The organism is Caulobacter sp. Root655, from assembly GCF_001427665.1.
Classification (GTDB): Bacteria; Pseudomonadota; Alphaproteobacteria; order Caulobacterales; family Caulobacteraceae; genus Caulobacter.
The window spans coordinates 313678-328831 of record NZ_LMHC01000021.1 but is presented as its reverse complement, the minus strand read 5'-3'; the positions used below and the strand labels follow the sequence as shown (position 1 = coordinate 328831).

General features: G+C 66.6%; 10 protein-coding genes, 1 pseudogene and 1 riboswitch. Of the genes and pseudogenes, 4 read left to right on the top strand and 7 right to left on the bottom strand.

The window, feature by feature from the left end; translation table 11 throughout:
* Positions 1-235: 235 nt before the first annotated feature.
* Positions 236-324, bottom strand: a riboswitch (glycine riboswitch).
* Between the two features lie 148 nt (positions 325-472).
* The 3 genes and pseudogenes from purN to purM form a co-directional block, all read right to left on the bottom strand.
* Complete coding sequence (purN, locus tag ASD79_RS12935) at positions 473-1054, bottom strand: phosphoribosylglycinamide formyltransferase (protein ID WP_056722232.1); 582 nt, start codon at positions 1052-1054, stop codon at positions 473-475.
* An 18-nt stretch (positions 1055-1072) separates the two neighbouring features.
* Positions 1073-1185: pseudogene (locus tag ASD79_RS25110) on the bottom strand (hypothetical protein); the annotation flags it as partial.
* Positions 1186-1189: 4 nt separating this feature from the next.
* Positions 1190-2215: a phosphoribosylformylglycinamidine cyclo-ligase gene (gene purM / locus ASD79_RS12930; protein ID WP_056722230.1), complete on the bottom strand. Its 1026-nt coding sequence runs from the start codon at positions 2213-2215 to the stop codon at positions 1190-1192.
* A 112-nt stretch (positions 2216-2327) separates the two neighbouring features.
* Here purM and rnd point away from each other — a divergent pair, with 112 nt between their 5' ends.
* The 3 genes from rnd to ASD79_RS12915 all read left to right on the top strand — a co-directional run bounded on the left by rnd (position 2328) and on the right by ASD79_RS12915 (position 7177).
* The gene (gene rnd / locus ASD79_RS12925) at positions 2328-3497 is read left to right on the top strand and encodes a ribonuclease D (RefSeq protein WP_056722227.1); all 1170 of its coding nucleotides are present in this window, start codon (positions 2328-2330) and stop codon (positions 3495-3497) included.
* 234 nt (positions 3498-3731) lie between these two features.
* On the top strand, positions 3732-5819 hold the full coding sequence (locus ASD79_RS12920; protein ID WP_056722225.1) for a TonB-dependent siderophore receptor: 2088 nt from the start codon (positions 3732-3734) through the stop codon (positions 5817-5819).
* Between the two features lie 8 nt (positions 5820-5827).
* On the top strand, positions 5828-7177 hold the full coding sequence (locus ASD79_RS12915; RefSeq protein WP_082584915.1) for a PepSY domain-containing protein: 1350 nt from the start codon (positions 5828-5830) through the stop codon (positions 7175-7177).
* A 66-nt stretch (positions 7178-7243) separates the two neighbouring features.
* On the opposite strand, the gene ASD79_RS12910 is transcribed toward ASD79_RS12915, so the two are convergent.
* The 4 genes from ASD79_RS12910 to ASD79_RS23285 all read right to left on the bottom strand — a co-directional run bounded on the left by ASD79_RS12910 (position 7244) and on the right by ASD79_RS23285 (position 14252).
* Positions 7244-8734 (bottom strand): Ppx/GppA phosphatase family protein, encoded by a 1491-nt coding sequence (locus ASD79_RS12910; protein WP_056722223.1) that lies wholly within the window; start codon positions 8732-8734, stop codon positions 7244-7246.
* A gap of 184 nt (positions 8735-8918) precedes the next feature.
* A complete protein-coding gene (locus ASD79_RS12905) occupies positions 8919-11141 on the bottom strand; it encodes an RNA degradosome polyphosphate kinase (RefSeq protein WP_082584914.1) in 2223 nt (740 codons plus the stop codon).
* Between the two features lie 256 nt (positions 11142-11397).
* Positions 11398-12123, bottom strand: coding sequence for a hypothetical protein (locus ASD79_RS12900; RefSeq protein ID WP_056722221.1), 726 nt, complete (start codon positions 12121-12123; stop codon positions 11398-11400).
* Between the two features lie 761 nt (positions 12124-12884).
* Positions 12885-14252, bottom strand: a complete 1368-nt coding sequence (locus tag ASD79_RS23285; protein ID WP_082584913.1) for an AAA family ATPase — start codon at positions 14250-14252, stop codon at positions 12885-12887.
* 44 nt (positions 14253-14296) lie between these two features.
* Between ASD79_RS23285 and ASD79_RS12895 the strand changes: the two genes are divergently transcribed.
* A complete protein-coding gene (locus ASD79_RS12895) occupies positions 14297-15028 on the top strand; it encodes an EcsC family protein (protein WP_056722219.1) in 732 nt (243 codons plus the stop codon).
* Positions 15029-15154 lie beyond the last annotated feature (126 nt).

Here is a 15154-nt window from a genome sequence, read left to right as displayed (position 1 = left end):
AGTCGTGGAGACCATCGTGTTACGGTGTTGGAGACATTCGAAATGAGCCTGATGAGCGATCGTGGATTCAGATCATGAGTAGCCGCACGGGTGTAGGGACGCGCCGGAATGGCCCGCCTTCCGCACCCCCGCTGTCCTTGGCGCCTGAGAGATTCAGCGACCCCATCTGATCGACGAGGGGCGCCTTGCTCCTTCGGCGAGGGCGCATGCAGCGCGCCCTGCTTTCCAGCGTTTCGAGGCTCGCGCGGTCCTTTTGCTTGAGCGTTTCCGGGGCGGTTTCGCCTTCAGCGCCGGGCCAGGCCCGGTCTCTCCCGCGAGAGCGGGGTCAGGAAGGTCCGCAACAGGCCTTGCGTCAATTCACGGCGACGCCGCGCAGGTCACATGTCGTCGGGCGCCGTCTCGAAACGCAACCCACGCCGCTTTTCACGGCGTCGAACGGGCGCGAGTTCGCTTTCGTGCAAGTCCAGGGCGCTTAGAGCCCGCGCACGAACTCGGCCAGGGTGGCGGCGTAGAGCTGGTGCTCCTGCTCCAGCACCCGGTCGGACAGCATGTGCTCGGTGTCGCCCGGCAGGATCGGCACCCGGGCCTGGCCCAGCACGGGGCCCTCGTCGACGCCGGCGGTGACCAGGTGGACGGTGCAGCCGGCCTCGATCTCGCCGGCCTGCAAGGCGCGGCCGTGGGTGTCCAGGCCGGGATATTTGGGCAGCAGGGACGGGTGGATGTTGAGCATCCGGTCCGCCCAGGCCTCGACCAGGAACGGGGTGAGGATGCGCATGTAGCCGGCCAGGGCGACGACCTGGATCCCGCGTTGGCGCAAGGCGGCGTCGATGGCCCGCTCGTGGGCCTCGCGGTCCTTGCCGAACTGGCGCTGATCGACGGCCAGGGCCTCGATCCCGGCCGCCGCCGCCGTGACCAGGCCGCCGGCCTCGGGCTTGTTGGACAGCACCAGGGCGACCTCGAACGGGCAGGCCGGGTCCTGGGCGGCCCGGACCAGGGCCTCCATGTTGGAGCCCCGGCCGGAGATCAGGACGGCGACTTTGGTCTTGGCGATCATGCGGTCAGTTCCGTGGGACCGCCCTCGTCCTTCGACAAGCTCAGGATGAGGGCTACTGGGAAGTTCGCCTATCAGGCGTCTGATCTGAAATCCTCATCCTGAGCTTGTCGAAGGACGAGGATTTCACGCAAGGCCTCAGCCCGCCACCAGCTGCCCGCAGATGAAAGCGTCTTCGCCCGCGTTCAGCAGCGCCGCCAGCACCGGCTCGGCGTCGGTCGCGGCCACCACCAGGATGAAGCCCACGCCGCAGTTGAAAGTCCGGCGCAGTTCGTGGTCGGTGATGCCGCCTTCGCGCTGCAGCCAGTCGAACACCGGGGGCAGGGGCCAGGCGTTCCAGTCGAACTCGGGGACCAGGCCCTTGGCGATGCAGCGCGGCGGGTTCTCGATCAGGCCGCCGCCGGTGATGTGGGCGCCGCCCTTGACGCGGCCGGACTGCAGCAGGGGCAGGATCGACTTCACATAGATGCGGGTCGGGGCCATCAGGGCCTGCGCCAAGGTCTTGCCGTCTTCGAACGGGCAGGGGGCGTCCCAGGCCAGGCCCGAGCGTTCGACGACGCTGCGCACCAGGCTGTAGCCGTTGGAGTGGGGACCCGACGAGCCGATGCCGATGATCACGTCGCCGGCCCGCTGGGCGTCCAGCTTGGGCAGCACGCCGTCGCGCTCGACCGCGCCGACCGAGAAGCCGGCCAGGTCGTATTCGCCGTCGCTGTACATGCCTGGCATCTCGGCGGTCTCGCCGCCGACCAGGGCCGCGCCGGCCAGCTTGCAGCCCTCGGCGATGCCAGCCACCACGCTCTTGGCGACCTCGAGGTCCAGCTTGCCGGTGGCGAAATAGTCGAGGAACAGCAGCGGCTCGGCGCCCTGGGCCAGCAGGTCGTTGACGCACATGGCCACCAGGTCGATGCCGACCGTGGCGTGCATCTTGGCGTCGATGGCGATGCGCAGCTTGGTGCCGACCCCGTCGGTGGTGGAGACCAGCAGCGGGTCGTCGTAGCCAGCCGCCTTCAGGTCGAACAGCGCGCCAAAGCCCCCCAGGCTGCCGTCGGCGCCGGGGCGGCGGGTGGCCTTGGCCAGGGGCTTGATGGCCTCGACCAGAGCGTTCCCGGCGTCGATATCGACGCCGGCCTGGGCGTAGGTGAGGCCGTTCGGCTGGTCGCTCATGCGTGGGCTCTGTGTCGGTAACGACCCAACGGGCCGTTTTTGAAAGGAAACTTGCCGCTCCCCCTAAGCTTGTGCTTGCAGACTCGGGGGTGCGCGAGGCTATTAGCAGCCGATGACGACGATCACCACCACCGCCGCGCTGGCGGCGTTCTGTAATGAGTTGAAGGGCGCCCCCTTCATCGCCGTGGACACCGAGTTCATGCGCGAAACCACCTATTGGCCCAAGCTGTGCTTGATCCAGGTGGCCTCTCCGGACACCGAAGCGTGTATCGACCCGCTGGCCGAGGGCTTGGACCTCGCGCCTCTGCTCGACATCCTGCGCGACCCCGCCGTGCTCAAGGTGTTCCACGCCGCCCGTCAGGACGTCGAGATCTTCAACAATCTCAACGCCATGCCGACGCCGTTGTTTGACACCCAGGTGGCCGGCATGGCCGCCGGGTTCGGCGAGCAGATCGCCTATGACGCCCTGGTGCGCCAGATGCTGAAGATCGAGCTCGACAAGTCCAGCCGGTTCACCGACTGGGCCCGTCGCCCGCTCAGCGAGGCGCAGTTGACCTATGCCGTCGCCGACGTGACGCACCTGGCCACGCTGTTCCCCATCCTGCGCGAACGCCTCGAAAAGGCCGGACGCCTGGCCTGGGTCGAGGAGGAGATGAAGGCGCTCAACGATCCGGCCGCCTACGACGTCGATCCCGAGAAGGCCTGGCGTCGCCTGCGTCCGCGCAAGACCGCCCCGAAATACCTGGCCGTGTTCAAGGCCGTCGCCGCCTGGCGCGAGCGCACCGCCCAGACCCGCGACCAGCCGCGCGGCCGCATCCTCAAGGACGAGGCCATCGACGAACTGGCCACTCAGGCCCCGACCTCGCTGGAGGGGCTCAACACCCTGCGCAGCGTGCCCAAGGGCTTCGGCGGCTCCAAGTTCGGCCCCGACCTGCTGGCCGCGATCAAGGCCGCCCTGGCCGACCCGGAAGGCTACGCCCCGGTGCTCGACAAGGCCGGACCGCCGCCGCCCGCTTCCGCGGGAGCCGTGGTCGAGTTGCTGAAGGTGTTGCTGAAGGCCCGGGCCGAAGAGGCCGGCGTGGCCTCCAAGCTGATCGCCACGGTTTCCGACCTGGAAAAGATCGCCGCCGACGACGAAGCCAACACCCCGGCCCTGCAAGGCTGGCGGCTGGAGGCCTTCGGTTCCGACGCCCTGAAGATCAAGCGCGGCGAACTGGCCCTGGTGCTGGACGGCGCGCGCGTGCGGGTCGTGGAAGTGCGCCGGGCCCCGAAGGCGGACTAGAAACCCGATCCTTCTCCCTCGCGGGAGAAGGGGGCGGCGTAGCCGCCGGAAGAGGGTCTCTCAAAAGACAAAAACCGCGACCGGCCGCAGGGCTCGTCGCGGTTTTTTTTGCCGGAAACGGCCGCGGCGATCACCGCCTACCGGGCGACACGGATCGGCGCCCGCCGTTTGACACCGCGCGCCACCCTGGGTAATTGCTCTTGCGACTCATTATTGATCGCAGGAAAGAACCTCATGACCGTTTCCCTGCGCGCGTTGCTTCTCGCCGGAGCCTCTGTCGCGGCCGCGTCCCTTGGCGGCCTCGCCATGGCCGAGGACGCGCCCGCAGGGCCGGCGGAGGCGAACAACCAGGTGGACGGCGTCGTCGTCACCGGCGCGCGCACCCGCACCTCGGCCGTCACCGGCCTGGACATGAGCCTGCGCGAGACGCCGCAATCGGTGACCATCCTCGATCAGGCCCGCATCCGGAATTTCGGCTTGACCAGCGTCAACGACCTGCTGGCCCAGGTGACCGGAGTCAATGTCGAGAAGGTCGAGACCGACCGCACCTATTACAACTCGCGCGGCTTCGACATCACCAACTTCCAGGTCGACGGCATCGGCCTGCCGCTGATCTGGGGCATCCAGTTCGGCGACCTGGACACCGTGCTGTTCGAGCGGGTCGAGGTGGTGCGCGGCGCCAACAGCATGATGACAGGCACCGGCAACCCCTCGGCCACCGTTAACTACGTCCGCAAGCGCCCCACCGACACCTTCAAGGCCAGCGCCGCCCTGCAGTACGGCTCGTGGGACGACTACCGCCTCGAAGCCGACGTCTCGGGCCCGCTGAACGCCGAGGGCACGGTGCGCGGCCGGTTGATCTACGCCAACGAGGACAAGGGTTCCTACCTCGACCACTACCACGTCAACCGCAACGTCTATGCCGGCCTGCTGGCCTGGGACGTCACGCCCAAGCTGACCGCGACCGCCGGCTATTCGCTGCAGGACAACCGCTCGCGCGGCGTGCTGTGGGGCGCGCTGCCGCTGAACTATACCGACGGCACACGGGTCGACTATCCGCGCTCGGCCTCGACCTCGGCCGATTGGACCTATTGGAACGTCAAGGACCAGACCGCCTTCACCGAGCTGGACTACAGGTTCGACAACGGTTGGAAAATCAAGGCCACGGGCACCTACAAGCGCTTCCACGAGAAGGCCAAGCTGCTCTACGCCTACGACAATCCCGACCCGGTCACTGGCCTGGGCGTGAAGGGCATGAGCGGCATCTATCCGTCGAAATACGAGAACTACATCCTCGACGCCTACGCCTCGGGCCCGTTCCAGTTGTTCGGCCGCACCCACCAGTTGGTGGTCGGCGGCCAGACCTCGAAATCGACCGGCAAGGAGTACGAGGACTTCTCCGCCGACACGATCGTCTATCCGGCCGTCGGTCTGTGGGGCTCGCGGCAGGTGGCCGAGCCGACCTATCCGGGCCAGTACCTGGCTTCCGACCAGACCGACCGCCTGTCGCGCTTCTACGCCGCCGCCCACTTCAGCGTCACTGACCAGTTCAAGGTCGTGGCCGGCTTCAACGCCCTGAAGCTGAAGTCGAAGGGCTATTCGTACGGCGTCGACACGCCGCGCGACGAGGACAAGGTCAGCCCCTATGTCGGCGCGGTCTATGACCTGACGCCGAACGTCTCGCTCTACGCCAGCTACACCGACATCTTCAATCCGCAGTCGGAAACCGACGCCCTCGAACAAACCCTGCCTGCCGCGCACGGCGAGGCTTACGAGGCCGGCGTCAAGAGCGAGTGGCTCGATCACCGCCTCTATCTCACCGGCGCGGTGTTCAAGTCGGAGCAGGCCGGCCTGGCGTTCGCGGCCGGCTCGAACGGCCCCCGAACCTACTATGTCGGGATCGACACCACCGTGACCGGCTACGAGCTGGAAGCCACCGGCGCGATCACCGACCAGTGGACGGTCAGCGCCGGCTGGACCCAGCTGAAGGTCGAGGGCGAGGACGACCAGGATCGCACCTACATTCCGCGCAAGACCTTCAAGGCCACCACCACCTACACCATCCCGTCGCTGCGCGACCTGACGGTCGGGGCGGCGGTGCGCTGGCAGAGCGAAGTCTCGATGGTGGATATCGTGCCGGTCGAGCAGAAGGCCTATGGCGTCATCGACCTGATGGCCGGCGTCGATGTGACCGACAAGGTGCGCGCCACGCTCAACCTGCGGAACGCGGCCGACAAGAAATACCTGACCAGCCTGATGTGGAACCAGTCGTACTACGCCGCCCCGCGCAGCGTTTCGCTACGCCTCGACTACACGTTCTGAGGTCGATGATGGACGCGCGTACCCAGGATCTGGCCCAAACCGCTTCCAACCCTCCGGCGTCCACGCGCTCGGGGGCGGCCCGGTTCGCGCCGCCCAGCCTTCGGCCGGCCCTGACCTTCGTCCACCGTTGGGTCGGGCTGCTCATCGCCGGCTTCCTGTTCGTGTCGGGGGTCACCGGAGCGGTGATCTCCTGGGACCATGAGCTGGACGACGTGCTCAATCCCCAACTGATGTTCGCCCAGTCGAAGGGCGGCCCCGCCCTGCCGGCGCTGGACTTGGCGCGACAGATCGAGGCGCGGGACCCGCGCGTGTCCGTGACCTATGCGCCCCTGGCCCCCGAGCCGGGCGGCGCCCTGGCCTTCGGGGTCGAGGGCAAGCGCGACCCGGCGACCGGCAAGCTGTTCGAGCCGGGCTACAACCAGGTGTTCATCGATCCGGTGACCGGCGCCGAGCAGGGGCGGCGCGAATGGGGGGCGGTCTGGCCGATCACCGGCGAGACCTTCGTCTCGTTCCTCTATGTGCTGCACTACAGCCTGCACATCCCGGAGATGTGGGGCATCGACCGCTGGGGGATCTGGCTGTTGGGCGTGGTGGCGATCCTGTGGACGCTGGACTGTTTCGTCGGCTTCTACCTGACCCTGCCGCCACGCCAGAAGGCCTCCGCGAAGGCCGCCGCTCAAAACGCGGGTCGCGGGTTCTGGAGCCGCTGGAAACCGGCCTGGCTGATCAAGACCAGCGCCAGCGCCTACCGGATCAATTTCGACATCCATCGGGCCTTTGGCCTGTGGCTGTGGGGCGTGCTGTTCACGGTGGCCTTCACCGCCTTCTCGCTGAACCTCTACAGCGAGGTGTTCTATCCGGTGATGTCGAAGGTCTCGAAGGTGACGCCCGGCCCGTTCGACTTGCGCAGGCCCGTCGATCACCATTCGCCGATCGTCGCCACCAGGAGTTATGCCCAGGTGATTGACACGGCGCGGGCCGAGGCGACACGGCGCGGCTGGAAGGCCCCGCCCGGCAGCGCCTTCTACGCGCGGGAATACGGTATCTATGGCGTGGCGTTCCACGAGCCCGGCGGCGATCACGGTGCGGCCGGGGTGGGTCCGCCCTACCTCTATTACGACGGCAAGACCGGCGCCCTGCTGGGCGACTCCCAGCCCTGGGTCGGCACGGCCGCCGACATCTTCGTCCAGGCCCAGTTCCCGCTACACTCGGGCCGGATCCTGGGCATACCGGGCCGCATCCTGATCTCGGCCACCGGGGTGGTCGTGGCGGCGCTCAGCGTGACCGGCGTGGTGATCTGGTTGCGCAAGCGCAAGGCGCGGGTTCTGCGTCGGAAGCCTATAAAATCCGCGACTTAGGGCCCGTTTTCTCATCTCCGTTTTCCCGACGAAGGCCGGGGGGAGGGAGCTAGATCTGGGTCAGCTCTACAGCGCCGTGATCTTCAGCTTCAGCCCCAGCAGCGTGGCCAGGGTCCCCGCCCGCTTGCCGGTCTGTTCGCCCAGCAGCAGGTCGGCATAGCCGGGCTCGGCGGCCAGCAGCAGGTCACCCTTGTCGATGGCCAGGCGCGAGCGGGCCAGCAGGGGGGCGCTGCGGCCCGACAGGTCGCAGCCCAGGCGGATGGCGGCCCCCAGGGCGCGGGCCCGCTTCAGCTTGGCCGGGGTCAGCAGGCGCTCCAGCACCTCCAGCTCGGGCGGGGTGAAGGCGGTGGCGTGGCGGGCGAAGGCGGCGGCGGCCAGGAAGGCGCGCTCGGCATGGGTCTGGCCGGCGATCGGGGCGCGCAGCACCTGCTCGAACACCAGGTCGGCGCGATGGTCGGGGTGCAGGCGCGCGCCCAGGTCGGCCAGGCGGCAGGCGGCCGAGACCAGCACCGCGTCGCGCGTGTCGCCGAAACAGGGCGGCAGGACGCCGAACGCCGGGGCCAGCCAGGCGTCGAGCGCCGCGCCCAGCTCATCGGCCACGCCTTGCCGGGCCCCCAGGGAGGCGCAGCCTTCGACCAGCGGGTCCAGCCGCCGCACGCCGGGAGCCATGGCCTCGAACAGCAGCCCCTCGCGCACCCCGAAGGCCGAGATCTCGATGCGCTTGAGGTCGAGGCTCTCGATCAGGGTCTCCAGCACCACGGCGGCGTAGGGCAGGGTCTCCGAGCGCTTCTTGCTCATGCCCTCGATGCGGTCCAGTGAGCTGCGCGACTGGTGGGCCACCAGGCGGGCGGCCTCCAGGGCCTCTCCGCGGCTGATGCTGTACTGGTGGACGACGTGCAGCGGGTAGTCGGAAAGCCGCATGTGCAGCAGGGCGAGGTTCCGCCAGGCGCCACCGACGGCGTGGAAGGTGTCGGTCCGGAAAGCCTGGGCCACCGGGGCCAGGCGCTGGGCGCACAGCCGGCGCACCCGCTCGGCGTCGAAACCGTCCGACAGGCCCAGGCTGAACGGACCCAGCGGCAGGGTGACGCCCAGGCCCGCGCCGGTGGCTTCCAGGCGGATCAGCTCCAGGCTGGCCCCGCCCAGGTCGCCGACCACGCCGGTGGCGTCGGGCGCCCCGGCCAACACGCCCAGGGCGGCGTAGCGGGCCTCTTCCTCGCCCGACAGCACTCGCATGGCCAGGCCGGTCTCTTCGCGCACCAGCTTGACGAAGGCCGCGCCGTCCTTGGCCTCGCGCACGGCGGCGGTGGCGGCGACGAAGGTCTCGGCGGGCTTGACGGCCTCGAGCACGGCGCGGAAGCGCTTCAGCGCCGCCAGGGTCTGGGCGACGCCCTCGGGGTTCAGGCGTCCGCCATCGCCGAGGTCACGGCCCAGCCCCGCCAGCACCTTCTCGTTGAAGACGGTCCAGATGGCGCGACCTTCCAGCCGGTACACCACCAGGCGGACCGAGTTGGAGCCGATATCGATAACGGCCGCGTCGCGCGGCGCCGCAAAAGGCATGGGATTGGTTTAGCCTATTGGGCGGGGAGGGGAAGGCGGGATCGGGCGACGGTGGGAATTTCGCTGGGGAAGGCCCCCTCCGACCCTTCGGGCCACCTCCCCCAAAGGGGGAGGATCTACGCCGAGCAGATGCTCCCCCTCTGGGGGAGCTGTCGCGGAGCGACTGAGGGGGTTTTCGCTGTGATCACCCCCGCCGCGGTCCCACGTGGTCGAAGGCTTGCGGCAGGTCCTTCACCTTGTGGCCGCGCCCCGACAGGCTGGGGTTGGTCATGAAGTATTCGTGGGCCGAGAAGGCGCCCTTGCGGTCCCAGGCCGGGTCGCGGGCGTAACGTCCTTCGGCGTCCAGGGTCCAGCTCTGGGCCTCGTCGTTGAGGTTGGCGACCATGATCTGGTTGAGGATCTGCTGGTGCACGGTGGGGTTCTCGACCGGCACCAGGCTTTCCACCCGGCGGTCGAGATTGCGCGGCATCCAGTCGGCCGAGCTGATGAACACCCGGGTCTGACCGCTGGGCATGGCCGCGCCGTTGGCGAAGGCGACGATGCGGCTGTGCTCGAGGAAGCGGCCGACGATGCTCTTGACGCGGATGTTCTCCGACAGGCCCTTGATGCCCGGCCGCAGGCAGCAGATCCCGCGCACCACCAGGTCGATCTGCACGCCGTCCTGGCTGGCGCTGTAGAGGGCGTCGATGATCTGCGGGTCGACCACGGCGTTCATCTTGGCCCAGATCGCCGCCGGCTTGCCGTCGCGGGCGTTGCGGGCCTCGGTGGCGATCATGGTCAGCAGGTCGGGCTTCAGCGTCTCGGGCGAGAACGACAGCTTTTCCAGCCCGTGCGGCTGGGCGTAGCCGGTGATGAAGTTGAACAGCTTGCCGCCGTCGCGGCCCAGGGCCGGGTCGCAGGTGAACAGCGACAGGTCGGTGTAAACCTTGGCCGTCTGCGGGTGGTAGTTCCCCGTGCCGAAGTGGCAATAGGTGCGCAGGGCCTCGCCCTCGCGCCGCACCACCACCGACAGCTTGGCGTGGGTCTTCCAGTCGACGAAGCCGAACACCACGTGGACGCCGGCCCGCTCCAGGTCGCGGGCCCACTTCAGGTTATTCTCCTCGTCGAACCTGGCCTTGATCTCCACCAGGGCGGTGACGTTCTTGCCGTTGTCGGCCGCCTCGATCAGGGCCGCGACGATCGGGCTGTCCTTGGAGGTGCGGTACAGCGTCTGCTTGATGGCCAGCACATTGGGGTCGCGGGCCGCCTGGCGGACGAACTGCACCACCACGTCGAAGCTCTCGAACGGGTGGTGGACCAGAATGTCCTTCTCGCGGATCGCCGCGAAACAGTCGCCGCCGTGGTCGCGGATGCGCTCGGGGAAGCGGGCGTTGAACGGCTTGAACTTCAGGTCCGGGCGGTCGGGCGGGATCAGCTCGGCCATCTGGGCCAGGCCCAGCTTGCCGTCGACCATGATCACGTCGTCGGGCTCGGCGCGCAGGCCCTCGATGATGAACTCGCGCAGGTCGTCGGGCATGGTGGTCTGGATCTTGACCCGCACGACGCGGCCCAGCCGGCGCTTCTTCAGCCGCGCCTCGAACTCGCGCACCAGGTCTTCGGCCTCTTCCTCGATCTCCAGGTCGCTGTCGCGGATCAGGCGAAACAGCCCCCGACCCTCGACCTCGTAGCCGGGGAACAGGTGGCCGAGGAAGAGGATGATGAAGCTTTCCAGCGCCACGATCCGCCGCTCGCGCTTGCGGGTCTTGGTCGGGCCCTGCGACAGCTCCCAGAACCGCTGCACCTGGCTGGGCACCGGCACCAGGGCGTACAGGTGCTTGTCGTCGGCGATCCGCCGCAGCTTCAACGCCAGGCAGAAGCCCAGGTTGGGGATGAACGGGAAGGGGTGGGCCGGATCGATGGCCAGGGGCGTCAGCACCGGGAACATCCGGGTCAGGAACAGTTCCTCGGCCCGCTCGCGGTCGGCCCCGTGGATGTCCTTGGCGTCCAGCAGCTTGAGGCCCTCGCCCCACAGCTCGGCCCGAACCTCCGTCCAGATCCGCTGCTGCTCGGCCATCAGCTCGGCGGCCGAGGCGTTGATGCGCAGCAATTGCTCGCCCGGCGTCAGCCCGTCCTGGCTGACCACCCGCACGCCCTCGCGCACCTGGCCCTTCAGGCCGGCCACCCGGACCATGTAGAATTCGTCGAGGTTGTTGGCGCTGATCGACAGGAACCGCAGCCGCTCCAGCAGCGGGTGGCGGGGGTTGGCGCTCTCCTCCAGCACCCGCTCGTTGAAGGCCAGCCACGAGGTCTCGCGGTTGAAGAACCGTTCGGGCGAGGCCAGGAACTCCTCGTCCAGCCGCAACCCCGCCGGATCCGGCGCGGCCGGCGACGGCGCGGCGGGCAGGGACAGGGCGGCGGCGTCGGTCATGAGGGTCTCCGGTTCACTGCGTACAGAGTGACGGAGGGTGGTGACAGGAGCAAGACATTGGGTGGGCGGGAACGTGGTGCGTCCTTCGCGACCACGACAACGCGCATTAAGGTCGTCATCCCCCGACTTGTTCGGGGGACCCAAGCCGAGCTGGCGGCGGCGATCTTGCTGAACTGGCGACGCCGCTTGGGTCCCCCGCATAAAGCGGGGGATGACGACCGTTTTGGGAGCGAAGGCGGGGAGGGGCGGAACGAGATCAAACCTCGTCGTCCCCGTCCTCCCCGTCGTCCTCCCCGAACGCCAGCACCGCCAGGGCCAGGGCCTTGTTGACCTCGCGCCCCTGGTCGATCGACGCCTCGTCCAGCGCCGCCACCGCCGCCAGCGCCGCCGGGGCCGAGCGCGGCAGTCTCGCCATCAGGTAGGGATAGAGGTCGGCGGCCGGCCGGATGCCCGCCGCCTCGAAGCCGCGCCGCAGCACCGCCGCCAGCACCACGTCGTCGGGTTCCTCGATGCGGGCCACGGGCAGGGCGTTGAGCCGCGAGCGCAGGTCGGGCACCGCCGCCTCCCAGGCGATCGGGGCCAGGCGGCCGGTCAGCAACAGGCTGCCGCCGTCGACCCCGGCCATGTTGATCAGGTGGAACAGGGTCTCGTCGTCGACGGTGTCGCCCCCCTCTCCACTAAAGGAGGCCCGCCGGTCGGCGTCCTCGACCAGCAGCGGCCGGCCGCGCAGGGCCGCCAGGTCCAGCGGCTTGTTTCCCGTGGAGGCCGCCTCGATCACCACGGCCTCGTGGGCCCGCGCCCAGTCACGCGCCAGGTGGGTCTTGCCCGTCCCCGCCGGCCCGACCAGGGCCAGCCGCCCCTCGGGCCAGGCCGGCCAGGCGTCCAGCGCGTCCAGCGCGTCGACGTTGGTGGGCGACGACACGAACGACTCCCGGTCCCAACGGGGCGGGGCGTGCAGCGGCAGTCGGAACTGACGGGGCAAGGCGGGGTCCGGACGTGGTTACTCTGTTACCGCAGATATAGGGCGCGGACGGACGGAGGGCGAGATGGCAGGGCGGTTTGGCTGGGGATGAGGAAGGGAGAGGTGTGGATGTTATATGCAGCCGAGAGAGCGAAGCCCCTGCTTCAGACGCGTCTCAAAATCGGAAAAGGACCTTGAGCCCCTAAGCATATCTATGCTTTGCGTCTGAGCTATTGTCGTAAAAAGTTGCCCAAAACCTCTCTTTGCTCTTCGTCCAAGAACTTCATTGGCCGCCATCTGCAGTACGGCTTTGGGGTCATTTAGCGACTCGGCTTCGGTCGCTGTGGAAGGAAGGCCTAATGCCTGCGGCTTCCCGCTGTAGCCAAGCGCTCCAGCCACCGCGACCGGGTCCGCTAGTGCCCATGCCTCCGTTTCATGCTTTGGCGTTATCGTTACGCATCGTTGTTGGTCCCATTGGCAAAGTTGGTGTGCGGCGTTGCAATAACTTACGCTCCTATTGCCGAGTGTCGCAGCAATACCTCTTCCCCCAATATCCGCGTGAACGAAGATTAGATAAAATGCATCCTTGTTCGCACAAATCTCCCTCGATACCGCTTCCACCTCCCTGCCATTGCTTCCGAGGTAGAGAGCTGGAAATGCTGGAATATTAACAAGACGAATTCCGTGCGATAAGATTATATCCTCGAGTATCCTTGGAACGAGGGAGTCAAAATAAGCGCGATCAGATCCGCCCTCGTAAAATGCTGCCCAAGAGAGATACATTATGCCTCATCGCTCTTTTTACGTAGCAGGTTTTCCACTTCTTTCCGCGTCATGTCGGTTTCCGGGTTCAGTTGAAACAGAGCGGTTTCAACGCCCGTTCGCATTCTAGTTTTCACGGATCTAGTTTTGGTCGCGGGATCTACAACGCTCACTGCATCAGCAGCCACGATCTCATTATCTTCAAGTGCATGCATCACGGCAGGGGAGTGGGTATTTATGAGAACCTGGAACAGGGGCTCTTCTCCGATCGTGCTTTTGGTAGAGGCGGCCTCCCTCAGTAGACTGACAAGCGCCTCAATGCGCCCCTCGTGCACGCCGTTCTCGGGTTCTTCAAAGCACAAAATTCCCCGCCTTTGAGGGTCGTCGAGAATAGAAAGAAGCGCGAGAAGCCTAATAGTGCCGTCGGATATCACGCGAGAACTAAAGTTGAGTTTTTCGGAAGTTGAAACAGCAAATGAATATTCTTTGGCATTTGCATCATTGTAAACTTTCACCTGCCTGACTGCTGGTATGAGTGAGGCCAAATCAACTGATATGTCTGAAATGACGCCGTTTGGCCTGGTGTCCGTAGATGTCTCATCTTGCAGTCGCGCCAATACGGCTGCCAGATTTGAGGCGTCAGGCCTCAATTGCTTAAGCTCAAATCTGTCGCTCGCACGTCTTGCTGCCTGTGGATTGATCTCTAGGAATCGCGTGGATGTAAAAACATCTCGAAGTGCGTAGAGATGAGGGAATTCAGCCGTGGTGATTGTGGAAAGCGCAGTTCTCGATGCCTCAAGAGCCGGAAGCGTGACTGGCCGTCCACGCTTAGTCGCTCCTGTATCGCCGGCAGGGCCATCCTGGCGAATTTCGAAAGCCGCCACCTCACCGTCAACACCCTCCTTAATGCTTATAAAAGGAGTTTTCCTGCCCGAATATTCGACCCGGGCCCCCTTTAAATACAAGGCGGTATCGTTCTTTTTTGATATTTCTGCGCAGCTTTCCCTAGTCACAAATATGCCCTTCGGAAATCCGCGACTGTCGAGCTTCATAGCTAAGGTGAGTTCGTACCTAAGCCTTTGTGCACGCACGTTGTATTTGGCGCCGAAGGCGTCAACGCCCTGCGATTCAAGCAAGACCTCAGTCGCGAATGACATCTCCGACGCAGAGCCGTCTTCGGTAATTCGAAACAGCTCTTCTGGCTCTCCTCGCAGGTCTTGCATTGCTGTGCGGATGTCGTGCTGCGAGAGCAGTGACAGGAATTTTATCGCATCGAAAAGGTTCGACTTTCCACTCGCATTGGGTCCCACGATCGCTGAAAAGGGCCTTAGATCGAGCGAGAAGTTCTCGAAAGTTTTGAAGCCATCAATTTCGATACGGGTCAGCATGTTCGGAAGCTAACTGTGCCGGAGAAACCCCGCAACTAACCTGAATGGCAAAGCTAATTTTTACCTCCGCCGACCTCGCCGCCTGGCGCGCCCGCATCACCCGCCCCGCCGGCCCGCTCGGCGCGGCCTCCCGCGCCGTCCAGCGGAAGATCAACGCCATCATTCCCGAGAAGGTCCACGCCGCCGTCACCGCCGCCATGCAGGGGATGACGCGGGCGATCCTGACCGGGGCCGACTTCGCCACGGCGTCTCCGCTGCGCGGGGCCAGCCTGGAGGAGCGCGAGGCCAAGGTCCGCGCCGCCATCGACGGCTGGAAGAAGGCGGCCGGGGCCGAGGGCGGGGTGGCCGGGGCGGGCGGGTTCCTGCTGGCGGCGGCCGATTTCCCGCTGCTGATGAGCTTCAAATTGAAGCTGCTGTTCGAGATCGCCGCCCTCTACGGCCATGACGGCGGGGTGCTGAGCGAGCGGCTCTATATCCTGCACATCTTCGAGCTGGCCTTTTCCGACGCCGAACACCGGGTCCGGGTGCTGGAGGCCATGGACGACTGGGACACGCGCCCGCACCCCGCCGACCTGGCCGATTTTGACTGGCGGGCCTTCCAGCAGCAGTACCGCGACCATATCGACCTGGCGAAGCTCGCCCAGCTGCTGCCCGTGGTCGGGGCGCCGGTCGGAGCCGTGGTCAACTGGCGGCTGACGGCCCACCTGGGGGAGACGGCGATGATGGCCTACCGGATGCGGTGGCTGGCGGCGCAGGGGCAGGGCGGGGCGGCGTAGCCGGGGACGCGCACTCACCCCACGGCGCCGGACGGCTTCACGGGGCCCCCACCGTGAGTGCGTGTCCCCAACGTCGTCAGCGGCGTTTTCTTTCGATCCAGGAAAGCTTGCAAGCCTCGGGGATGC